This window comes from Pseudomonas sp. JAI111, assembly GCF_024809425.1.
Taxonomy (GTDB): Bacteria; Pseudomonadota; Gammaproteobacteria; order Pseudomonadales; family Pseudomonadaceae; genus Aquipseudomonas.
This window is the reverse complement of record NZ_JANUCB010000011.1, coordinates 93907-114698: the sequence shown is the minus strand read 5'-3', so window position 1 is coordinate 114698 and position 20792 is coordinate 93907. Positions and strand designations below refer to the sequence as shown.

The 20792-nt window shown below is 55.1% G+C and carries 19 protein-coding genes and 1 pseudogene; 8 read left to right on the top strand and 12 right to left on the bottom strand.

From position 1 onward, the window contains the following. Positions 1–9: 9 nt before the first annotated feature. Both HNR03_RS27090 and HNR03_RS27085 read right to left on the bottom strand, forming a co-directional pair. Positions 10–369: an MmcQ/YjbR family DNA-binding protein gene (locus tag HNR03_RS27090; protein WP_222586978.1), complete on the bottom strand. Its 360-nt coding sequence runs from the start codon at positions 367–369 to the stop codon at positions 10–12. Continuing rightward, positions 366–1274 (bottom strand): LysR substrate-binding domain-containing protein, encoded by a 909-nt coding sequence (locus HNR03_RS27085; protein ID WP_222586977.1) that lies wholly within the window; start codon positions 1272–1274, stop codon positions 366–368. Before HNR03_RS27085 ends, HNR03_RS27090 begins: the two co-directional genes overlap by 4 nt. 129 nt (positions 1275–1403) lie before the next feature. Between HNR03_RS27085 and HNR03_RS27080 the strand changes: the two genes are divergently transcribed. Together HNR03_RS27080 and HNR03_RS27075 are read left to right on the top strand one after the other, a co-directional pair. Then, positions 1404–2015, top strand: coding sequence for an FMN-dependent NADH-azoreductase (locus tag HNR03_RS27080; RefSeq protein WP_222586976.1), 612 nt, complete (start codon positions 1404–1406; stop codon positions 2013–2015). A gap of 248 nt (positions 2016–2263) precedes the next feature. Further along, a complete protein-coding gene (locus HNR03_RS27075) occupies positions 2264–3301 on the top strand; it encodes a dienelactone hydrolase (protein WP_259157114.1) in 1038 nt (345 codons plus the stop codon). Between the two features lie 21 nt (positions 3302–3322). On the opposite strand, the gene HNR03_RS27070 is transcribed toward HNR03_RS27075, so the two are convergent. Both HNR03_RS27070 and HNR03_RS27065 read right to left on the bottom strand, forming a co-directional pair. Continuing rightward, a complete protein-coding gene (locus tag HNR03_RS27070; RefSeq protein WP_259157113.1) occupies positions 3323–4510 on the bottom strand; it encodes an MFS transporter in 1188 nt (395 codons plus the stop codon). Positions 4511–4773: 263 nt separating this feature from the next. Further along, positions 4774–6363 (bottom strand): ABC-F family ATPase, encoded by a 1590-nt coding sequence (locus tag HNR03_RS27065; protein ID WP_080943075.1) that lies wholly within the window; start codon positions 6361–6363, stop codon positions 4774–4776. 495 nt (positions 6364–6858) lie between these two features. Between HNR03_RS27065 and lpxO the strand changes: the two genes are divergently transcribed. Then, complete coding sequence (gene lpxO, locus HNR03_RS27060; protein ID WP_259157112.1) at positions 6859–7758, top strand: lipid A hydroxylase LpxO; 900 nt, start codon at positions 6859–6861, stop codon at positions 7756–7758. Between the two features lie 145 nt (positions 7759–7903). Here the strand turns inward: lpxO and HNR03_RS27055 are convergent, their stop codons facing one another. After that, positions 7904–8764, bottom strand: a complete 861-nt coding sequence (locus tag HNR03_RS27055) for a Ku protein (protein ID WP_259157111.1) — start codon at positions 8762–8764, stop codon at positions 7904–7906. 193 nt (positions 8765–8957) lie between these two features. Between HNR03_RS27055 and HNR03_RS27050 the strand changes: the two genes are divergently transcribed. From HNR03_RS27050 to ilvA, 3 genes and pseudogenes are all read left to right on the top strand, one after another. Then, entirely contained in the window at positions 8958–9305 is a 348-nt protein-coding gene (locus tag HNR03_RS27050) for a hypothetical protein (protein ID WP_259157110.1), read from the top strand. Positions 9306–9356: 51 nt separating this feature from the next. Beyond that, positions 9357–10508 carry a PQQ-dependent sugar dehydrogenase gene (locus HNR03_RS27045; RefSeq protein WP_259157109.1) on the top strand — a complete coding sequence of 384 codons (1152 nt, stop codon included), beginning with the start codon at positions 9357–9359 and terminating at the stop codon, positions 10506–10508. Positions 10509–10727: 219 nt separating this feature from the next. Next, a pseudogene (gene ilvA / locus HNR03_RS27040) lies at positions 10728–11723 on the top strand (threonine ammonia-lyase, biosynthetic); the annotation flags it as partial. Between the two features lie 30 nt (positions 11724–11753). On the opposite strand, the gene eco reads toward ilvA, so the two are convergent. Next, entirely contained in the window at positions 11754–12236 is a 483-nt protein-coding gene (gene eco, locus HNR03_RS27035) for a serine protease inhibitor ecotin (protein WP_090184367.1), read from the bottom strand. A 375-nt stretch (positions 12237–12611) separates the two neighbouring features. Here eco and HNR03_RS27030 point away from each other — a divergent pair, with 375 nt between their 5' ends. After that, positions 12612–12884 carry a DUF1652 domain-containing protein gene (locus HNR03_RS27030; protein WP_259157107.1) on the top strand — a complete coding sequence of 91 codons (273 nt, stop codon included), beginning with the start codon at positions 12612–12614 and terminating at the stop codon, positions 12882–12884. Here HNR03_RS27030 and HNR03_RS27025 read toward each other — a convergent pair. Continuing rightward, positions 12881–13276 (bottom strand): hypothetical protein, encoded by a 396-nt coding sequence (locus HNR03_RS27025; RefSeq protein ID WP_259157106.1) that lies wholly within the window; start codon positions 13274–13276, stop codon positions 12881–12883. The genes HNR03_RS27030 and HNR03_RS27025 overlap by 4 nt on opposite strands. 90 nt (positions 13277–13366) lie before the next feature. Continuing rightward, complete coding sequence (locus tag HNR03_RS27020; RefSeq protein ID WP_259157105.1) at positions 13367–13633, bottom strand: DUF2790 domain-containing protein; 267 nt, start codon at positions 13631–13633, stop codon at positions 13367–13369. A 507-nt stretch (positions 13634–14140) separates the two neighbouring features. On the opposite strand from HNR03_RS27020, the gene HNR03_RS27015 reads away from it, so the two are divergent. Further along, positions 14141–14437 carry a hypothetical protein gene (locus tag HNR03_RS27015; RefSeq protein ID WP_208668412.1) on the top strand — a complete coding sequence of 99 codons (297 nt, stop codon included), beginning with the start codon at positions 14141–14143 and terminating at the stop codon, positions 14435–14437. Between the two features lie 125 nt (positions 14438–14562). Here the strand turns inward: HNR03_RS27015 and HNR03_RS27010 are convergent, their stop codons facing one another. From HNR03_RS27010 to HNR03_RS26995, 4 genes are read right to left on the bottom strand one after another with little or no spacing between them, the layout of a single operon-like run. Continuing rightward, the gene (locus tag HNR03_RS27010; RefSeq protein ID WP_259157104.1) at positions 14563–15537 is read right to left on the bottom strand and encodes a tetratricopeptide repeat protein; all 975 of its coding nucleotides are present in this window, start codon (positions 15535–15537) and stop codon (positions 14563–14565) included. 5 nt (positions 15538–15542) lie between these two features. Beyond that, entirely contained in the window at positions 15543–16511 is a 969-nt protein-coding gene (locus HNR03_RS27005; RefSeq protein ID WP_259157103.1) for a tetratricopeptide repeat protein, read from the bottom strand. 5 nt (positions 16512–16516) lie between these two features. After that, positions 16517–17497, bottom strand: a complete 981-nt coding sequence (locus HNR03_RS27000; protein ID WP_259157102.1) for a tetratricopeptide repeat protein — start codon at positions 17495–17497, stop codon at positions 16517–16519. A 16-nt stretch (positions 17498–17513) separates the two neighbouring features. Beyond that, on the bottom strand, positions 17514–20771 hold the full coding sequence (locus HNR03_RS26995) for a hypothetical protein (protein WP_259157101.1): 3258 nt from the start codon (positions 20769–20771) through the stop codon (positions 17514–17516). Positions 20772–20792 lie beyond the last annotated feature (21 nt).

Sequence of the window (20792 nt, the reverse complement as noted above, 5' to 3'; positions counted from 1 at the left end):
GAGCTGGCCTTACAGCAGCAACCCGATCTGGGTGCGCTTGGGCAGTTTGCTTACTACCAGTTGGTGGGAACGTTGCAACAACCCTTGCAGCTCTTCGCCAGCCAGCGGGTAGGGCGTTTGCATGATGATCCACTGCGCCCGTGCCAGATAGGGCGCCGGATGAATCCCCGGACGGTCGCAGTGCCCCAGGAACAGATCCTTGTCGACCTTGAACGCCAGGGATTCGCCGCGCAGGTTCTGCAAGGCGAACATCTTGTTCCCGGCAATCGAAAACACCCGAACGCCTCCCCATTTGTAGTCCTCCCGGGCGCCGGGCAGCGCGAGACAGAATTGCGCGACATCCTCTTCGCTCATACGTCCAGCCTTCATAGCAGTCGGTCCCCACACATATTGAATGATTCGATCAGATGGTCGATCCAGGCGCGTACCGCCGGCATCACCCCGCGCCGATGAGGGTAGACCGCTTGCAGCCAGCCGCCAGGCAGCGACCAGTCGGGCAACAATTGCACCAGAGAGCCGTTTTCCAACTCCTGCTCGCAATACATCATTGGCAACATCGTGAAACCCTGTCCCGCAAGGGTACAGGCTTTGCGCACGATGAAATCGTCGATACCCAGTCGCGCTTCCAGACTCAATTCAACACTTTTACCCTGTTGATCAAGCATGCGGATGTGTACCAGGCGGTCGGCTTCCAGCGCGCCGAGCACCGGCAATGTTTTCAGGTCATCGGGGTGGTTGATCGCGCGCCCATGCAGGAAGGCCGGGCTGGCGACCATCGCCATCTGCGCCTGGCGCAAACGCCGTGTCACCAGTAACGGATCCTCATCGCCCAGCTCGCGCACCCGCAGTGCGACATCGACGCCTTCGTTCACCAGGTCGACGCGGCGATTGAGCAGCATCACTTCCAGTTGAACCTGAGGGTATTTTTCCAGGAACTTGCTGATTACCGATGGCAGCATCTCGTGGGCCAGTCCAACCGGGCAGGACACGCGCAAGCGTCCACGGGGCTCGCTGGACATACTGGCCACCGCTTCATCAGCCATCTCGGCTTCCAGCAGCATGGCCTGGCAGTGGCGCAGGTAACGCTCTCCCACAGCGGTCAGCTTCAGTTGTCGGGTGGTGCGTTGCAGCAGGCGCGCGCCGAGGCGTTCTTCCAGCTCGGCGATACGCCGCGATAGCCGGGACTTGGGAATCCCCAGCAGCCGCCCGGCAGCGGCAAAGCCGCCGGCTTCGACTACCTTGGCGAAATAGTAGAGGTCATTGAGGTCTTGCATGGCTGGAGTCCGATTGTTCTATCAGTGAGACGAACTATCGCATTATTGCAGGCTAATCAGCTATTGGTTTCATCTGTAGGATCAACCCCATCAGATCGCCCCGTGGCGATCCTCACCTGGAGATCCCACATGAAATTGTTGCATATCGATTCGAGCATTCTTGGTGACAACTCGGCTTCCCGTCAGTTGAGCAGCGAAGTCGTCAAAGCCTGGCAAGCCGCCGAACCTACTGCCGTCGTGACTTACCGCGACCTGGCCGCCGATGCCATCAGCCATTTCTCCGCAACGACCCTGGTCGCCGCAGGCACCACTGCTGAACTGCGCAACGCCGCCCAACAGCACGAAGCCGAGCTGAGCGCCACGACACTGGCCGAATTCCTGGCTGCCGATGCCGTCGTCATCGCCGCGCCGATGTACAACTTCACCATCCCGACCCAACTCAAGGCCTGGATCGATCGCATTGCCGTTGCCGGTCAGACGTTCCGTTACACCGAAGCCGGCCCTGAAGGCCTGTGCGGTGGCAAAAAAGTGGTGATCGTCTCCACTTCCGGCGGCCTGCATGTTGGTCAGGCGACCGGCGTTGCTCACGAAGAATACCTGAAGGTGTTGTTCGGCTTCATCGGGATCACCGACATCGAGTTTGTTCGTGCCCACGGCCTGGCTTACGGTGACGAAGTGCGTACCAAAGCCATGAGCGACGCTCATACGCAAATCAGCGAGCAATTGTTCGCCGCGGCGTAAAGCTTGCGTAAAGACGACAAACAGCTCAGGCAACCCCCAAAAAACTCTGTATTCTGATCACGCAAGTGTCAGATACGGAGTTTTTTGTTTCTGACCGTTTCAGGTTGTGGCCCAGGTTATGCAGTCGAGGGTTTAACGTCCCCGTTCTGTAACGACCTTGGTAGCTGCAATCGCGGGTTCAAGGCCGCTTTCTCGGTATTTCGAGAAGAACGGGCTTTCCGGTCAAGTAACAAAGGGTAGGGCATCCTATGGTGCGTCTTTGTGCAACGTTACTGATTTGCCTGCTCAGCAGCCTGAATTCAGTGCACGCCGCGCCTGCGCCGCATCCTCACTGGAGCGTCGGTTTCCATGAGATGACTTTTCTCGACCCTCTGGATTTGCAGCCGATGCGGGCCATCGCGTTCTATCCCTCGAGCGACAGGGAACACTCCAGCCTGCTCGAGGGGTACACCGTCGAAGCCGGCGAAGACACCCGAGTTGCCATCGGGCGTTTCCCGATGCTGATGCTGTCCCACGGCAACACCGGAACCCCGCTGGCCCTGCACGACCTCGCGACCTCGCTGGCGCGCAAAGGGTTTGTGGTGGTGGCGGTGATCCATCCCGGCGACAACTCCACAGACCACAGCCGTCTCGGTACATTAAGCAACCTGTACGGCCGGCCTATCCAGATTTCCGAAGCCATTACCGCGACCCTCGGCGACCCGATGCTCGCGCCTTTCGTCAATGCCGACCAAGTGGGCGTAATCGGGTATTCGGCGGGTGGCGAGACGGCGTTGATCCTGTCCGGCGCCACACCAGACCTGGACCGTCTGCGTCGCTATTGCCAGGAACGTCCGGACGACCGCGATGCCTGTAACACTAAAGGTGAACTGATCGTTGATCGCGACGATTTGCGGCCAGTGGCCGATCCACGCGTCCATGCATTGTTGCTGATGGCGCCGCTGAGTTTGAAATTCGGCCGCCAGACCTTGGCCGACGTGCATGTGCCCGTGCTGCTTTACAGTGGCGATGGCGACAAGCTGGTGGCCTACGACAAAAACGCGGCGGCGCTGGCGCGCAAACTGCCGACCGCGCCCGACTTCAAATTGCTGGCCGGGGCAGGGCACTTTGTGTTCCTGGCGCCGTGCAATGAAGAACAAATCATCGCCATGCCAGCCTTGTGCACCGATGCTGACGGCGTCGACCGCAAAGACATCCACCGCAACATGGTGTCCGAAGCCGATCGATTCTTCTCCCATGCTCTTGGCAAACCAAGCCGCGCCGGTATGCAAACCGCCGATCAATAGTTGCCGCTATCCCTGATGGGGTCAGGCCATTGCGCGGCGTTTGAGCAGCAGGGTCAATCCGAGGCCTGTCACTGACAGCAACGCCGCGCTGAAGAAGATCCACGAATACCCCAGGTTCAACGCCACCGCGCCCATCAGCGGCCCGGCAATCGCCAGCGCCAGATCGAAAAACACCGCATAGGCACTCAAGCCCGCGCCACGACTGGAATTGGGCACTTGCTTGATCGCCTCGACACCCAATGCCGGATAGACCAGCGACAAACCAAACCCGGTCAGGCCGGCACCGATCAACGCATAACCGGTCGAAGGCGCGAGCCACAGCAGCGCCAGGCCCAGGGTTTCAGTGGTCATGCAGGCGATGGCCGAGGTGAAACCCCCGAAGCGGCTGATGCTGGAGATGAACAGCAGCCGCGCCAGAATGAAGCAGACGCCAAACACCGTGAGGCAATAAGCAGCGCCGGCCCAGCCTCGGCTGACGTAATAAAGGGTGATAAAGGTGGTCAGGGTGCCGTAACCGATCGAAGCCAGGCTCAGGCTCGCACCAAACGGCGCGATCCGCCCGAACACCGCCCAGAACGGCAGGCGCTCACCGCGAATCACCGGCACGGAAGGTTTGTTGCGGATCAGCAGCAACGCCGCCAGGGCCAACAATGACAGCACAATCCCCAGGCTGGCGAAGCCATATTCACCGACCATCACCACGCCCAAAGGCGCGCCAATGGCGATGGCGCCGTAGGACGCGATGCCGTTCCACGAAATCGAACGGGCCGTGTGTTCGGCACCGACCTGGCCCATGCACCAACTGATCGTGCCCACGCCGATCAATCCTTGTGCAATCCCCAGCAATAAGCGACCGGCAATGAGGATCAGCAAACTTGGCAGCGGGTAGCTTTGCAGCAACGTTGAAATCAGCGTCAGAACGCCGCTCAACACGATCCCCGACAATCCGTAGACAATCGCCCGTTTGGTGCCAATGGTGTCCGACATGCGCCCGGCCATGGGGCGACTGAGCAAGGTGGCCAGGTATTGCGAGCCAATGGTCAGGCCCGCGATGATTGCGCTGAAACCCAACTGCTCATGGACGTAGCCCGGCAACACCGCAATCGGCAGGCCGATGCAGAGGAAGGCGATAAAGGTGTAGAAAACGATGGAGACGATCTGCAGGGTGATCGCCATGGAGCTTTGCGGGGGCGTTTGCTGCGATGACATGAGGGCTCGTTCGCGGGCGGCGGTAGGAGAACTGCATCATGGCGTGGGGCTGAGATAAAGGAAAGCAGGCTAACTATATCAAGCGCCGAATTTTGACTGATCGTTCCCACGCTCTGCGTGGGAATGCCTCAACGGACGCTCCGCGTTCGGCTCTGGAAGGGCCGCGGAGCGTCTGGGGCTGCATTCCTTTGCTGCGCATGTGAACGATCAGAGCAAAAAAAAGCCCCGTCACCAGGACGGGGCTCTTCATTTATAGCGAACGTTTAGAACACAACGCCCTGGCTACGCAGGTAGTCGTCATAGGTGCCGCTGAAGTCGATCACGCCGCTAGGGCTGAGCTCGATGATGCGGGTGGCCAGGGACGATACGAACTCACGGTCGTGGCTGACGAAGATCAGCGTGCCCGGGTAGTTCTCCAGCGCCAGGTTCAGCGCCTCGATGGATTCCATGTCCAAGTGGTTGGTCGGTTCGTCCATGATCAACACGTTCGGCTTTTGCAGGATCAGCTTGCCGAACAGCATGCGACCTTGCTCACCACCGGAAATGACCTTGACCGACTTGAGGATCTCGTCGTTGGAGAACAGCATGCGGCCGAGGGTGCCACGAACGATTTGCTCGCCGCCCTGGGTCCATTGGCCCATCCAGTCGAACAGGTTGCAGTCGTCTTCGAAGTCGTGCGCGTGGTCCTGGGCGTAGTAGCCCAGTTCCGCGGCGTCGGTCCACTTCACGGTGCCGGCATCCGGGGTCAGTTCGTTGACCAGGGTGCGCAGCAGGGTGGTCTTGCCGATACCGTTCGGGCCGATGATTGCCACGCGTTCGCCGGCTTCAACCTGGAAGCTGAAGTCCTTGAACAGCGTCTTGCCATCGAAGCCTTTGGCCATGCGTTCGACGATAACCGCCTGACGGTGCAGCTTCTTGGTTTGTTCGAAACGGATGAACGGACTCACACGGCTCGAAGGCTTGACTTCGGCCAGCTGGATCTTGTCGATCGCCTTGGCGCGGGAGGTCGCTTGCTTGGCTTTCGAGGCGTTGGCCGAGAAGCGGCTGACGAACGATTGCAGTTCCGAGATCTGCGCTTTCTTCTTGGCGTTGTCCGACAGCAGCTGCTCGCGGGACTGGGTCGCCACGGTCATGTACTCGTCGTAGTTGCCCGGGAACAGGCGCAACTCGCCGTAATCCAGGTCAGCCATGTGGGTGCACACGCTGTTCAGGAAGTGACGGTCGTGAGAGATGATGATCATCAGGCTGGAGCGCTGGGTCAGGATGTTTTCCAGCCAGCGGATGGTGTTGATGTCCAGGTGGTTGGTCGGTTCGTCGAGCAACAGCACTTCAGGATCGGAGAACAGCGCCTGGGCCAGCAACACACGCAGTTTCCAGCCCGGGGACACTTCACTCATCGGGCCAAAGTGCTGCTCGATGCCGATACCCAGGCCCAGCAGCAGTTCGCCAGCACGGGATTCGGCGGTGTAGCCGTCCATTTCGGCGAACTCGGTTTCCAGCTCGGCCACGGCCATGCCGTCTTCTTCGGTCATTTCCGGCAGCGAGTAGATGCGGTCGCGCTCGGCCTTGACCTTCCACAGCTCTTCGTGACCCATGATCACGGTGTCGATGACGGTAAATTCTTCGTAGGCGAACTGGTCCTGGCGCAATTTACCCAGACGCACGTTCGGCTCGAGCATGACCTGCCCGCCGGATGGCTCAAGGTCGCCGCCGAGGATTTTCATGAATGTCGACTTGCCGCAACCGTTGGCACCGATCAGGCCGTAGCGGTTGCCCGCGCCGAATTTGACCGAAACGTTTTCGAATAGCGGCTTGGCGCCGAACTGCATCGTGATGTTAGCTGTAGAGATCAAAGGTTTTTCCTGCGAAGCATTCAGAATAGCTAAGGGTGCGGCAGTACCGATTCAGTACCCGTTTCCGGTTTTCGAACCACAGGAAATGCATCCCGGTCAGAAGCGGAAGGTCCATCTGGCAATAAGTGGACAGCAGCAATGGAGCGCTTGGCCCGAGTCGAAGTGCGCTGAGACGGGGTTCATTCCCGTCATCAACCAAGGGGGGCGCGTAATGTTTGGCGGCGATTGTACTGGTCTGGCTCTTTAAACGATAGGGCGTTGAGACTCCGCGGGCACTTTGGTGGCATCAGCGGACAGATTTTCACATTTGCAAGCTAACTATTTGTTACAAACAATGGCTAAAATGCCATCTATCGACCTTTTGCCGACGGTCGGCACAGGCTCAAGAACGCATCATTGAGACCGCTGTTGTGTATTCAGACGCTGCACACAACCCCAGGGGCGCGAGGCCACCCGGGGACGCAGTTTGTTTACTTCTGACGTGTGACGATTTCCGTGAAACTGATCATTGCCGCTATATATGTTGTCTCCATTGCGTACGTCCACCTGCGCGGTCGGGTGCGCCATAAACTGGGCCGTCAACTGAGCGATCACTCGACGTTTCTGGCGCCGATCAATTGCTTCCTTTACTTGTTCTCGAAGATCCCCAACAAGCCTTACCTCAATCCGGCCGATTTTCCTGATCTGAGCCCGCTGCAGGAGCATTGGGAAGAAATCCGCGCAGAAGGGCAGAACCTGCTCCAGACAGGTGAAATCAAGCGCTCCAACCAATATGACGATGTCGGCTTCAACTCGTTTTTCAAGACTGGCTGGAAGCGTTTCTACTTGAAGTGGTACGGCGACAGCCATCCTTCCGCGATGAAACTCTGCCCGCGTACCACTGAATTGCTGCAGGGTATTGGCTCGATCAAGGCGGCGATGTTCGCCGAACTGCCGCCGGGCTCCAAACTGGTCCGTCACCGCGACCCGTATGCAGGTTCGTATCGTTACCATCTGGGCCTGAACACGCCAAACGACCCCGGTTGCTACATCAATGTCGACGGTCAGAACTACCACTGGCGCGACGGCGAAGCGGTGATGTTCGACGAGACGTTCATTCATTACGCTGAAAACACCACGCAGCAGAACCGCATCATTCTGTTCTGCGACGTTGAGCGACCGATGAAATACCGCTGGGCAGCGGCCTTCAACGCCTGGTTCAGCCGTAACGTGATGTCGGCCGCCGGTGCGCCGAACGATGTAGGGGACAAGACCGGCGGGATCAATCGGTTGTTCACCAAAATCTACAAAATCCGCTTGCGGGGCAAGGCGCTGAAGAAGACTAATCGCAAGCGGTATTACCTTGAGAAGTGGGCGCTTTTTGGTGGGTTGCTGGCGGTTATTGTGCTGATCTGAGAGAAGCACGCGGCTTGCCATGCTTTCGCGAGCAAGCCCGCTCCCACAAGGTTCAGCGTTCGCCGCAAATTATTGAGCTGACGCTGAACCCTGTGGGAGCGGGCTTGCCCGCGAATAGGCTTTAAGCCACACGCAAAATCATCAATCAGCCACGAGAAGTCTTCGTGGCTTTTTTCTGCGCAGTCGGTTTAGTCGCCGCCTTGGCCTTGCCGGCACTCTTGCCGCCCAGGCTGCGTTTGAGCAATTCAGTCAAATCAATGACATCAGCGGTTTTACGTTCCTCTTCCCCGGTCGCCGTCTCGACATCCTCGATCTTGCCTTCATTGGCCTTCTTCTCGACCAGCGCCATGATCTTGTCTTCAAAGCTGTCGCGGTAGTCCTCGGGGCTCCAGTCGCCGCTCATGTCCTGGACCAGACGCTTGGCCATATCCAGCTCACCCTTGGCCAATTCGGGTTTGGTCACTTCAGTGCCGAGTTCCAGCGTATCGAGACTGCGCACTTCGGCAGGCCAGCGCAACATCACCAAGACCATCGCCGATTCCAGCGGCATCAGCGCGGTCAAGTGCTGTCGGGTGTGCAGCACAACGTGCGCCAGCGCGACTTTATTGGTCTTGCTCAAGGTTTCACGCAACAGCGCATAGACTTTGCCGCCGCGTTTGTCCGGCGCCAGGTAATAGGGTGTGTCGATGTTTTGCAGGGGGATCTGGTCGCTGTCGACAAAGGAAAAGATGTCGATGGTCTGCGTCGACAAGGGATGCGCGGACTTGATTTCCTCTTCGCTGAGGACCACGTAGCGACCCTTCTCATACTGCACACCTTTGACGATGTGCTCTTTGGTGACTTCCTTGCCAGTGACCTTGTTGATGCGCTTGTAACCCACCGGATCCATGCTGCGACTGTCCAGCCAGTCAAAATCCACGCCCTGGGAAGACGTCGCCGAGACCAGCGCCACAGGGATATGCACCAGACCGAAACTGATTGCGCCTTTCCAGATTGCCCGTGCCATGGTCGTCTACTCGCGAGTGATGTGTTCAGGTGACCTGCGTCGACGCGCAAAAGTTTCAGCGGGCTGCGGCCCGGTTTTGCTGGGCGGTCACCGGGAGTTACATCTTGTGAAGGAGGTTTTGGTTAACAAATCCGAACCCCCGGCGTAGCGTGCTATCGAAGACCCTATCCACGCAGGTGTCGAGAGGCTCCCCATGAACAGACTCGTGTTCGGCTGCACCGTATTGGCATTCAGTGGCCTGCTGGGCGGTCTGGCCCAAGCCGCGCCACCTTCATCAATGCTGCTGGCGCAGAGCCCGACGGGTACGTCGAGCAACCCTTACAACAGCCCTATTCGTCGGGCCAATCCCAATAGCATGCAAGGCACGCAACCGAGTGCCCCGGCGATTCGCGGGCCGAACACGGTGCCGGTGCCACGGCCGCCGACGCTCGATAATGGCGGCATCGGCAATCGCTACCCGCAGGATCGGTCGCCGCCCGCCAGCCCACCGAAATTCATTCCCAATCCGCCGCATCGAGACGACGACACCAGTAACCGTTGAATGGCAGGACCGTGTTCTTGCCCGCTCTTCAAACGACAAAAGGATTCGTGCATGTTGCGTAAAACCCTCCTGGCCACGTTCTGCGCCAGTGTACTGATCACCGCCACGGCGCCGGTTATTGCGGCGCCGGCCCAGGACATGAAAAGCGAGCAGGGCACCCTCGAAGTCACGCCGATTGCCAAAGGCCTGGAGCATCCATGGTCCCTGGCGTTCCTGCCCGATCGCAAGGGCATGCTGGTGACCGAACGGCCCGGCAACCTGCGGGTCGTCGATTACGAAGGCAAGCTTTCAGTACCGATCGATGGCGTGCCGAAGGTGTGGGCCAAGGGGCAGGGTGGTTTGTTGGATGTGGTGCTGTCGCCCGACTTCAAGCAGGACCGTATGGTTTATCTGTCTTACGCCGAGGGCGGCGGCGCGGGTGACAAGGCCGGCACGGCCGTCGGGCGAGGACAATTGTCCGAAGACCTGAAAACCCTGAAGGACTTCAAGGTGATCTTCCGCCAGGAACCCAAGCTCTCCGTCGGTAATCACTTCGGCTCACGGTTGGTGTTTGATCGGGATGGCTACCTGTTCATCACCCTGGGCGAAAACAATGACCGGCCAACGGCCCAGGACCTCGACAAGTTGCAGGGCAAGGTGGTGCGGATCTACCCGGATGGCAAGGTGCCGGACGACAATCCCTTTGTCGGCCAGGCCGGCGTACGCCCGGAAATCTGGTCCTATGGACATCGCAACCCTCAGGGTGCGGCGCTCAATCCGTGGGCCGGGACCCTCTGGGAAAATGAACATGGCCCTCGGGGCGGCGATGAAATCAACATCATCGAGCGCGGGAAGAATTACGGTTGGCCGCTGGCGACTCACGGCATCAACTATTCCGGCGAACCAATCCCGGAAGCCAAGGGCAAGACCGCCGAAGGCACCGTGCCCCCGCACCATGTCTGGGAAAAGTCCCCCGGCCTAAGCGGCATGGCGTTCTACGACGCCGATCGCTTCAAGCCCTGGCAGCACAACGTGTTCATCGGCGCGCTGGTCAGCCAGGATCTGATCCGCTTGCAACTCGAAGGCGGCAAAGTGGTGCATGAAGAGCGTTTGCTCGGCGAACTGGGCAAACGCATTCGCGATGTGCGGCAGGGGCCGGATGGCTACTTGTATGTGCTGACTGATGAGGATGATGGTGGCTTGTACAAATTAGGCCTGAAATAACCCGATCCTTCAGTAGTTATCAGTCCGCTATCCATTGACTTGCCATCGGCGTCCGGCTAATTTCCAGTCATGACTTTCACCGTACTGCGCTGCCAGCCAAGCATTATTACCGCCATTCCTTATTTGGCGGGCTAGCTCACGACTGCAGCACCCAACCCGCCCTCGAGGCGGGTTTTTACTTTCTGTCTCCTGGGTTGCGATCAACGTCAGGAGACGACCATGAGCACGACACCCTCCCAGCAGACCTTGCTTGAGCACTACGTAAAAAAGATCCTTGCCGCGCCCGTGTATGAACTGGCCGTGCGTACGCCGTTGCAAGCGGCGCCTGCGTTGTCCGAAACCCTGAGTAATCAGGTGCTGCTCAAGCGCGAGGATTTACAGCCAACCTTTTCCTTCAAGATTCGCGGTGCCTACAACAGGCTCGTGCAGCTAAGCGATGAGCAGAAGGCTCGCGGGGTGATCACCGCTTCGGCAGGTAATCATGCCCAAGGCGTGGCCCTGGCCGCGCGAGAGTTAGGAATCGCTGCCACCATCGTCATGCCCTGCACGACACCCCAGTTGAAAGTGCTTGGGGTGCGCAGTCGTGGTGCCGATGCCGTGCTGCACGGCGAAAGTTTTCCATTTGCCCTCGAATACGCGCTGAGCCTGGCCGAACAAAGCGGTCGCACCTTCGTTTCGCCCTTTGACGACCCGGACGTGATCGCGGGGCAGGGCACCGTGGCCATGGAGATCCTTCGCCAGCATCAAGGGCCGCTGGATGCGATCTTCGTCCCGGTGGGCGGTGGAGGCTTGATCGCCGGCATCGCGGCGTACGTCAAATACCTGCGCCCGGACGTCCGCATCATCGGCGTCGAGTCAGAACATTCGGCGTGTTTGTACGCTGCATTGCAGGCGAATGAGCGCGTGGTCCTGCCCAACGTAGGCACTTTCGCCGATGGCGTGGCCGTGGCGCAGATTGGCGCTTATGGATTTGAGGTCTGTAGGTTTTGTGTCGATGAAGTGCTGACGGTTTCCAATGATGAGTTGTGCGCCGCCATCAAGAATATCTACGACGATACCCGCTCGATCACTGAGCCTTCCGGCGCGTTGGCGGTAGCGGGTATCAAAAAGTATGTCGCACAAACCGGTGTGCGTGGCCAGACATTGGTGGCGATCGACTCGGGCGCCAACATCAACTTTGACAGTTTGCGCCATGTTGCCGAGCGCGCCGCGTTGAGTGGCGCCCCGGCATGAAGAAGGGTTTTGTTATTCCTGAACGGCTTTTTCGACCTTGCTCGACGCCGACCAGATCCGATAACGAACTTCAACGTCCTTGGGCACGTAAAGCACGATTGGCAGCTTGCTGTTGTAACGCAACATGAAGCCGTCGCCGACCACGGGTACGAAGTCCTGTTTGCTTTTGCCATCAGGACACGCCATCAGCGTGCTCATCGGACCAATGACTTTCTCCAGGCGGTAGAAGGGATAACCCCAGCCTTCAAGGTTTTTTTCTTCAAGGATACCGCCCAGGCGCTGACGGTTGCAGTCCACGGTCAGGGTCTTGCCGGCCAGCACCTCAACCTGGAAGTTTTCTTCCTGCGGTTGTGGGGCAACGTGTATGACCTGGCGGGTATAACCGCTCTCGGGCTTGGGGAACGGCGCGACGGTCTCCAGTTTTGCGGCATGAGCCACAGTCGACAGGCCGGCAACAATCAGCCCGACGGTATTGATCAAGGTCAAAGAACCCATGATGCCTCCTTGCGTGTGAGTAGGGTCAGCGGATACTGAAATCACTGGGCGCATTCTTACTGCCGCCTACCGCTAATGCAAACCCGCTCGGGGAAATTGCAGGGCAGAAACAGGCCCTCCTTGCATATTGCATGAGGCACTTTCTTGGCTGTGTCACTAAATCCTTGATTTGCCGATGAACTGCACAGCGAAAATCCCGGCATGTTTTATGCTCAATCAGACTTAAGTTGGCCGGAACAGTATTGAGTCAGCCTGAACGAGAAAACGGTGCGTCATTGAGACATAGAAATCCCGCAAAGGAAGTAAAGCGAGAGATCTCAGCACCCACCGACGTTGAAATTTTATCGGCAGTCTCACATTTAGGAGCGGGTCGCCATGTTTCTTTCTGCCTTGGAACTTCGCAATATCATTGAAAGCAGTTTTTTACCCAGACGCTGCCAATGCACGGTTTCACCGGATCTGTCATTAATGACCGTCAAGGTGTATTCCGACCGTGAAACAGATCACGCCGATCTGACGGTCACTGGAATAAATGCCAGACAGCTCAACAGTATCCGGGAAATCCACGAACTGATTGCAGGTCTGCGCACTGATCTGGTGCCTCAGTCCAACGCCCAGACTCTGCATCCACACAGGAGAGCGGTTTAACCCGCCGTTTCGAGTTCCGCCGATGCGCGCCGGGTCTGGACGAATCCCAGTCCCAGCGCCAGCTCGACCAACACTGCCAGCAAGATGGCTGGACCGGCATGGCCATTGAGCCATTCGCCGAAGCCCAGCGTTGCCAAACCGAAACATCCAACGGTAAACCCGGTGCTCAGTGCGCCGCGAGTGACCGATGGTGCCTCGTTTCGCACCAGATAGAAAATAACCCCCAGCGCTGCAAACAACACCGCACTGCGTCGTGCCACAAATCCGGTCGCCGATGAATACTCAATGCTCCAGATCGCAAGTAACACGTCCGGTACGAAACCCCAGACCAGGGCCAGCAGAAAACACAAAAGGGAAGTGAAGGTCGACAAGGTGCGAAACGAAAACTGCATGGCCAATCCTTGCGGCAGTGAGGGAGGCGCAAAGCATAGCGCCAGAACCCCTCACAGGAATACCGCAAAGTTTTAAATCAGACTTTTCAGTCAGTTCTGATAACTGCAAGCGTCGGAAAGTTTTCGGTAGCTGATTTCTTCAGGCTTGCCTGATGTATCGATGTACTTCATGTCAGCGGTTATCACTTTGCACTCCTCTGTCTTGGGCTCCGTCAAGGCAACGACCTTCTTGATATTCAGCGGCATGCCGTAGTGGTAGGGCACGGCTTGCGAGGAGGAAGTGTCATTGGCCTGGGCCAGCCCGGTGAACGCGGTGCAGGCGAGGGCAGAAGTAACCAGCAGTGTGCGGATGTTCATGTGACGATCTCCCGTGCAGACGTTAAGTCAGCTCGACGGATTGGCGTCGAACCTGCCGCACTGGGCGTCAGAGGGCTCTGAGGGCGTGCGGTCCAGTAAAGTTTTGGACCGCGGGGTTAAGCGATGGTTAACCCGGCTGAACGCCGTCTGTCGTGAGGCGTTTCTGTCAGAAGTTTCATGTGGGAAACGATCTACGGGATGTTCGGCTTGGTCCTACACGGTCAGATGACTTGTCGACTTTCGCCTGATGGGGTGGGCGGGTAGTGTTTGGGCTCGCTGCAAAATCAGCGATCGGGTTTGGTCACCTGCGAGAACAGTGCACATATGTGTGCCATGGTTCGCCTTACGGACATCTACGTCCTATGGCGCATTATTGTGGCGGCTGTGTGCAGGACGCCTTCGGGCGAGCTGAGTTGCTGTTCTCGGTTGACCAAGCCTGTATACAGTCCGCCTCCCATCGTTTGGTCACGGTGCGGCGGTTACTTCAAAACAGACGAGTAACTTACTATGCCAACGCTAAATCCGTTCCCAGATCGCTATCGTTCAATCAACAGCGGCGTCACCGACTCAAGTCCTTTGTTGATCGACACAGAAGCCAATCCCCAAGACATTCTCGAAGCCGCACTACAGCGCATCCGAGCCTCCAGCCAGCTACTCGAAACGCTCCACTGCCAATGCTTCAAGCACGGCGATGTTCAAGACATTCCACACATTACGCATGCGGTTTACTTGCTGACTCAGGATGGTTTTGACCTGTTGCAGGTGGCTCAGCAGCGGATGATGGGGTGGAAGGCGCCGGTCTGATATCTGAAACTCAAAAAAAATCCAGCACCCGTCGGCGCTGGATTTTTTATGGAGAGATGTTGATCTATTTCATGCTTAATCCCAAGAACCAATAGCCCCCGATAAAAATGAAATTTTCACTGTGTTTAACGACTCAGCTTGTCAGGAAAAAACGATAGCGGCGGGTGAGTGGCCTTCCATTTTTTTGTAAACTCATCAGCTTCTGTGATTTGCTCCGGAGTCATTTTGGCTGCTATTTCAGGTAACTTTTCTTCAAGGTAAACCTGAGCGCTGCCTCCGCCATCAAGCTCCTTCAAAAGAGAGATGAGTCCGTAACCTTTTACTAAATCCAGGGGGTAACCGACCCTGTCAGGAGTGTGGGTCAAATAAGCCCCATAGGTACTTACAGCATTCTGCTCTCCAGTCTTTGCTGCTTCTTCCAGCCAATGACGGACCCCGTCCATGTCGCCTTCTTTGTACAGGACTGCAACGTAAGCCATCATTGCCTTAGGGTAACCGCCTTCAGAAGAAGCTTTTAGCCACTTGGCTATAGATTCTGAACGCTTCCAGGGCAGGAGAAAAACGCCACTCCCTTCTTGTTCCCCGATTGCCATCCAGTACTGCGCAATAGCGTGACCGGCGTTTGCAGATTTCTCTAACCAGTCTTGATCTATTGTAAGTTGATACATTATGAACATGGCCTCAGAGTCGCCTTGCTCGGCTTTAGGCTTGGCTAAACGCTGCGCTTGATTTAACCATTCAATCGGTTTTTTTTTCGTGTCCGGACAGTTTTCCATAACTTTACACATGTCATCGTCACTTCTACCCAGTTGGATCATCGCATAGAAGTCACCTTGGTTTGCTGCGGCCTCGTACCACTTTTGAGCCTCAGGCGTCATATGACGGTTATTTTTTCTTAACGTCTCGGCTAGATAATATTGTGCTTCGTAGTCTCCGGCTTCAGCGGCAACGGTCAGGAAGGGGGTGGCAGTAACTGTTTTGTATTGATTGTAAAGTACTATTCCTTTTGTCTTGGCTGTGTTTGGTTCAGGTGTTAGTTGAGTTTGCGCGCTAGCTAAAAATGTCAGTGCTAATAGGCCCCATAAAAATAAATTTTTCACCGCGTTTAACGACTCAGCTTATCAGGGAAAAATGAAAGCGGAGGATGAGTAATCTTCCATTTCTGAGCGAACTCTTTAGCTTCAATTATCTGTTCGGGTGTCATCTTTGCCGCAATTTTTGGGAGTTTGCTTTCGACTCTGGCCTGAATCCCGCCACCGCCGTCGAGTTCTCTCAAAGAGTATACAAGTGCATAGCCTTTAATTATGTCGAATGGAAAGCCATATTTGTCTGGTTCATGAGCTAAATCGGATCCATAGCCATAAACTGTAGATGCGTAGCCTGCCAATGCTGCTTGTTCATTCCAATGGCGAAAACCATCCATATCTCCCTTTTCGTACAAGATCGCCGCATATTCCATCATCGATTTTGGATATCCGCCCTCTGCAGAGGCTTTGAACCATTTTTCAATTGCTTCTGTGCGCTTCCATGGTAGAAGAAATTCATCACCTTGCTTGTAGCCCACGGCCATCCAATATTGTGCAAGCGCAAAACCGGCCGAGGCTGATTTTGCAAGCCAGTTTTTTTCTAGCGTAAGCTCGTACATGATGTACATAGCTTCGGCGTCTCCTGCTTCTGCTTTGGGTTTTGCTAAATCTCGGGCTTCATTTAACCACTCAACCGGTTTCTTTTTATCTTTGGGGCAATCATTTTTCAGGTCGCAAATATCATTTTTGCTGCGGCCGAGTTGGATCATGGCATACAGGTCACCTTGAGCAGCAGCTTCATACCAATGTCTGGCTTCGGTGGTCATGTAGTGGTTTTTTGTTCTCAATGATTCTGCTAGAAAATATTGTGCTTCGTAATCCCCAGCTTCAGCGGCAACGGTCAGGAAGGGGGTGGCAGTAACAGTTTTGTATTGATTGTAGAGGATTAGCCCTCGAACTTTTGCTGCTTGTTCTTTTGGGGATAGTTGCGCGAGTGCGCTACTTGAAAGCACAGTAATTAATAGCGCGCATACTAAGTGGATACTCATTTATGTTAGCGACTCAATTTATCAGGAAAAAATGACAAAGGTGGATGAGTCGCTTTCCAGTTTTTTGCAAATTCGTTAGCTTCTGAAATTTCTTCAGATGTCATTTTTTCGGCGATTTCCGGCAGGGTTTCATTTACGTAGACCTGTACATCTCCACCGCCGTCAAGTTCAGATAGCAATGAGGTCAACGCATAACCTTTAATCCTATCTAATGGGAAGTCGTAAAGTGATGGTGAATGCGCCGAATATGCGCCGTAACTACTGATTCCTGACTTGTACCCTTTTTGGGCTGCTTCGATAATCCAATGACGTGCCACCGCCAAATCGCCTTGATCCTCATAAATAAACGCAGCGTACTCCATCATTGCAGGAGGGTAGCCTCCTTCTGCAGATAGTTTCAGCCAATTTCCGACTGCCTCATGCCGCTTCCACGGTAAGAAGAAGCCGTCCCCTTGCCTGGTTCCAATTGCCATCCAGTATTGAGCTAATGCATGTCCAGAATTTGCAGATTTCTCCAGCCATTCGTCCTTAAGCGTTAGTTCATACATTAAGTACATCGCTTCGGGATCACCACTTTCAGCAGCAGGTTTCGTCAAATCTAGCGCGCCTTTCAACCATTGCGCCGGTGTTTTTGTACTTTTAGGGCAGTTGCCCATATTGATACAGAGATTATCACCACTTCGTCCGAGCTGTATCATTGCATAAATGTTATTTTGGTTTGCTGATTCCTCGTACCATTGTTGCGCCTCCTCAGTCATGTAACGTTTTGTATTTCTAATTGATTCGGCTAAATAATACTGAGATTCCGCATCCCCTCCTTTTGCGGCTATCGTCAAATACTGTATTGCAGGCGCCATCTTGTATTGATTGTAAAGAGCTATTCCCGTTTGTTTGGCTGCAGTCAATTCAGCCGTAGGTTTTGCAAGCAATTGGCAAGAAAAAAGCAGGGAAAAAATTGCAGTAGCGAGTGTGAGTTTTTGGCGCATGTGTTGTCCTCAGTTTCTACTGGCCTGGACCAATGTACTCGGCTCTACCGGCGGGTAAATATGTTCGGCCATAAAATTGGCTGCGTTGGCAGTAATTATCACTAATTGCGCCTAATAATTTCACATGTTGGGCATATCGAGTACGCATTTTGTCGTTTTCTGGATCGGCAAGTCTTAGAACTGCATCTGACATAAAGTTGTCAAGCGCCAGTCGATTTTCGCAATAAAGTTGCGTTTCATTTGCTGGCTTTAATCCAAAGCGATTCATGCGCATGCAGATCTCCTCGAACTGGCTCTGGGCTTTATCGACGGTATTCTGTTTTTTTGCGTTATCTAATATCCATCTAAGAATACGCTCAATTGCTCTTTGTTGAATTAGGTGCGCTTGGTTTTTGTCGTATTTGCGTTCTGCTTTGTCGTCCGACGAATTGGTACTGATAATACTGAATTCGTCTGCAGGGCTTATTAAAGTCATGAGTAGTGGGCCCAACGCTCCCGGGATTGCGTTAACGCACCATTCCTCTAATTCCGCTTGGTTCCCATAATAAATAATAGCATCCGCAATCGGTCCACCTTTGCCCGTGGCAGTTAACGATTCATAGATCGACATCACCATGTCAATCCCAAGCAAATACACCATGCCCACATCAAAACCACATACAGCCAAAGTATTTAAATTGGACATCAAGGTAAATGCCTTGTCATCCACCATAATAAATGGATTCTGCTTGTTTTTATAAAGCTCTCGCCGAAACAGGTTGATCAACTCTGTCACCGCGTCGTAACCCACTTCGAACTTGAAAGCGCCGCCCACACCTGGCCCCGCTACCAACGAAGCCTTCAGCACCAGAATCAAGCGGCCATCATACAGCGAAATACTCGCTTCGCCCTTGGCGCCCAAACCCGCCGCCACGTTTAGTTCAGCGGTCAAACGGGCGAGGCTGAACCACTCGTTGGCTTTCATCGAGCCTTTAGACCCGGGTGAGGGTGCCCTTTGTAGCAGCGCGACTTCGGAAGGAGGGGCCCAGTTCAAGGCGCCGGTAACCATGATCCCTGATTGCAAACCTGCGAACAAATTGAATGCCGCTTTGCCTCCATTCTGCACTTGCAGGTTGGTGGGGGCTCCTTTGATTTGGTTGCTGGTTTGCGTCTGAGCGAAGTCGCGCTTGTCTCCGGTACGGACCACGGGTTCAGGCGGGGCCAAATGGAATCCGGCGTTGCCAACATCCAGTGCTATCTCGGAGGAAAGCAGCAGGGAAGCACCGGCATAACCCCAGGCCTTGGCGCCGAGATACAACGAAAACCGGCCTAGATTGAGGGTTTGCTGGACGCTACTAGCGTCCAGATAGGTGAATGTGATTTCTTTGGCTTTGCTGCGTTCCGGTAGATCGACTTTGAACAGTTCGACTTCGCCACGGGCGAGGTCGACGCCGAATGACGCTTTGGCCGAAGCTTTAAATCCTTCCGCTACGGTAAAAGCGGGGCCTTCGACCTTGGTTGATCTGTGGATGATGTCCTTGGACGACGACGACGACGTCAGGCAGCGAACCAGTTGCGCCTGTGGGCTGATATCGAATATGCGGAAAGTCTTGCGCACATTGTCTTTGAACAGAACTTGCTGCAAGCGTACGCCCCATTCTTTACGGGAACTCGCACTTTCAAGGCCGCTGACTTCGTACTTTTTGGCTTGCAGGAAACTGTAGAACTTTTCAATCTCGAACCAGCCTTCAGCAGAAAACCAGTCACTTTCCTGGTCCTTGATTCGCAGTGCGCCTTCCTGCTCTAGCCATTGGCCGAACAAATTAAGTTCACTGTCGGTGGCCGCTTTTCCAGTGCTGTCGCCTGGACGCTTTTTAAGGTCTTTGACCTTGGCGCCGACCTTTTTCCAGTCGTCTTTGAGTGTTTTTTGAAGTCTTGGAAGCGAATACATACTGAGGTAAGTCAGTGGTTTCTTCAGATCGTCCAACATGCTCATTTCATGCAGCGGAAAACCATCCTTGACGAGCCGATCCATTGGCTTGGCTTGGAATTGCTCCGGCTCCCACAAAAGGTGCCGTCGAACGGGCGCGGTTTCCATGTTCTTCTCAGCCTGTAGCCGCAACTTTTCTTTTTCTGCCTGCAAACGGTCCCATTCGGCACGCTCGAGGGAAACAAGGTTTGCCGGAGCTTTGGCTTGCCGGCCGCTAGCTTCGATCCAGCCTTTATATTTTGTGCTGAGGCGTTCGTTGACTTCTGTTTGCTTCTTCTCAAGCGCCAAGTATTGCTTGAACAAGTCGACACCACCTTCGACCGAAGCGCCGGTTGCAGGAATCAGGGCGAATTCGGGTAACGCGATTCCGTATTGAGCAACATGGGTAATGGAATCAAGGTAAGCGACATAGATCGCTTTTCTTTTTAAGCGCTGTGTTTCCTGGTCGCGTACGTAAGTACACAGAGGGAGTTGGTTATTCGTCCCGCAAGTCGCGACATCGTCTAGCCGCTTTTTGTCTGCAGCCAGCAATGGCGCAAGTTCAGCGGAGCCTAAAGTGGCCAGGTCTTTTTCTTTGAGTAAGGTTTCTCGAGCTTTGAGGTATTTCTGCACGCCCTCGCGAGCCGCAATGGCTTCGGGCGAGTACAGATTTCCACTTTCGTAGGCGTAGCCCTTTTCTTTGGCGGCGGCGATGGCAACGCGCTTCAACGTTTGCCATTCACTATGAATTCCGCGCACCCGCGTTGCGTCTTGTTGCGCGGCCATCCACTCGGACTTTTTGATGTCATCTTGTTCAAGTCGGGTGAGCGGCGTCGAGGGAGTCGGGGCAGGCGCTGTTGCAGCCTTTCTCTGCTGCTGCGCCTCTAGCAACGTAGCATCGAGATCACTGATGCTAGGGTATTGCGCTTCAATCTCGAGCATTCGCGCTTGCTGCTCGCCCGCGAGAAAGTTACCCAACTTGGGTTCGAGGAAGTATTCAAGCAAACCGGTGCTGTAAAGGCCTTTTTTACGTTCCTCGGGTGATTTGCTCGTGCTGACCTTTTGATCCAAATCATTAGCCGCTTCTTTGAGTGCCGAGGTTGTGCGATCTGGAAGCAGCCAGAATGACTCGTTCTCAGTGTCATAAATCGCGCTTCCGTAGGTTGTTGAACACGGCGTTTTTACTTTGTCATGCGAGCCTGGCGTTTCATCTGGAGCGTCGGGCTGCTCGCCGATGTCCCGTGGTGGCTTCGCACAGGTTTCTTCTGCTGCTGGTGCAGCAGGTGCCGTTGAGGTGTCAGGTGTAGTACTGGTATTGGATTCCATAAATGCTTCCATTCATTCGTT

Excerpts from the sequence above, each read along its gene's own strand:
- HNR03_RS27090 (WP_222586978.1), bottom strand. The coding sequence starts at position 369 with ATGAAGGCTGGACGTATGAGCGAAGAGGATGTCGCGCAATTCTGTCTC.
- HNR03_RS27085 (WP_222586977.1), bottom strand. The coding sequence starts at position 1,274 with ATGCAAGACCTCAATGACCTCTACTATTTCGCCAAGGTAGTCGAAGCC.
- HNR03_RS27080 (WP_222586976.1), top strand. The coding sequence starts at position 1,404 with ATGAAATTGTTGCATATCGATTCGAGCATTCTTGGTGACAACTCGGCT.
- HNR03_RS27075 (WP_259157114.1), top strand. The coding sequence starts at position 2,264 with ATGGTGCGTCTTTGTGCAACGTTACTGATTTGCCTGCTCAGCAGCCTG.
- HNR03_RS27070 (WP_259157113.1), bottom strand. The coding sequence starts at position 4,510 with ATGTCATCGCAGCAAACGCCCCCGCAAAGCTCCATGGCGATCACCCTG.
- HNR03_RS27055 (WP_259157111.1), bottom strand. The coding sequence starts at position 8,764 with ATGGCACGGGCAATCTGGAAAGGCGCAATCAGTTTCGGTCTGGTGCAT.
- HNR03_RS27050 (WP_259157110.1), top strand. The coding sequence starts at position 8,958 with ATGAACAGACTCGTGTTCGGCTGCACCGTATTGGCATTCAGTGGCCTG.
- HNR03_RS27045 (WP_259157109.1), top strand. The coding sequence starts at position 9,357 with ATGTTGCGTAAAACCCTCCTGGCCACGTTCTGCGCCAGTGTACTGATC.
- eco (WP_090184367.1), bottom strand. The coding sequence starts at position 12,236 with ATGGGTTCTTTGACCTTGATCAATACCGTCGGGCTGATTGTTGCCGGC.
- HNR03_RS27030 (WP_259157107.1), top strand. The coding sequence starts at position 12,612 with ATGTTTCTTTCTGCCTTGGAACTTCGCAATATCATTGAAAGCAGTTTT.
- HNR03_RS27025 (WP_259157106.1), bottom strand. The coding sequence starts at position 13,276 with ATGCAGTTTTCGTTTCGCACCTTGTCGACCTTCACTTCCCTTTTGTGT.
- HNR03_RS27020 (WP_259157105.1), bottom strand. The coding sequence starts at position 13,633 with ATGAACATCCGCACACTGCTGGTTACTTCTGCCCTCGCCTGCACCGCG.
- HNR03_RS27015 (WP_208668412.1), top strand. The coding sequence starts at position 14,141 with ATGCCAACGCTAAATCCGTTCCCAGATCGCTATCGTTCAATCAACAGC.
- HNR03_RS27005 (WP_259157103.1), bottom strand. The coding sequence starts at position 16,511 with ATGAGTATCCACTTAGTATGCGCGCTATTAATTACTGTGCTTTCAAGT.
- HNR03_RS27000 (WP_259157102.1), bottom strand. The coding sequence starts at position 17,497 with ATGCGCCAAAAACTCACACTCGCTACTGCAATTTTTTCCCTGCTTTTT.
- HNR03_RS26995 (WP_259157101.1), bottom strand. The coding sequence starts at position 20,771 with ATGGAATCCAATACCAGTACTACACCTGACACCTCAACGGCACCTGCT.